This window comes from Gillisia xinjiangensis (assembly GCF_046298265.1).
Taxonomy (GTDB): domain Bacteria; phylum Bacteroidota; class Bacteroidia; order Flavobacteriales; family Flavobacteriaceae; genus Gillisia; species Gillisia xinjiangensis.
Window position 1 is genome coordinate 1 of sequence record NZ_JBKAHK010000104.1, and the last position, 543, is coordinate 543.

Below are 543 nucleotides of genomic sequence, written 5' to 3' on the forward strand. Positions count from 1 at the left end.
ATCATCCGTCTGCCGCTGCCGCTGCGCTGGCTGTTGGCTAAAGTGATTTCGACCCGCCGGGCGCCGGTCGCCCAGGAGATCTACCGCGAGATGGGTGGCGGGTCGCCGCTGCTGCCGAACACCGAGGCCCAGGCGGCGGCGCTGACTGCGGCGCTCGCTGACAGGGGCATCAGCGATGCCAAGGTGTTCGTCGCGATGCGCTATTGGCATCCGCGGGCGCGGCAGACGGCGAAGGAAGTGGCCGCCTATAGGCCCGACCAAGTGATCCTGCTGCCGCTCTATCCGCAGTTTTCCACCACCACGTCGGCCTCCTCGCTGAAAGAGTGGCATCGCGAGGCAAGAGCGGCGGGTGTGACGGCGCCGAGCCGCAGCCTCTGCTGCTATCCGGAAGAGGGCGGCTTCATCGATGCGGTGGCCTCGGGGCTGCGCGAGGCGCTGCGCCAAGTCGACCACGACAAGCCGGCGCGGGTCCTGTTCTCTGCCCACGGCCTGCCGAAAAAGATCGTCGACCAGGGCGATCCCTACCAGTGGCAGGTGGAGCAG

At 68.0% G+C, this 543-nt stretch carries 1 protein-coding gene; it reads left to right on the forward strand.

The features are described 5' to 3' along the window. Positions 1-543, forward strand: a 543-nt coding sequence (gene hemH, locus ACKGJN_RS16710; RefSeq protein ID WP_409540699.1) for a ferrochelatase, incomplete at both ends; no start/stop codon positions are given.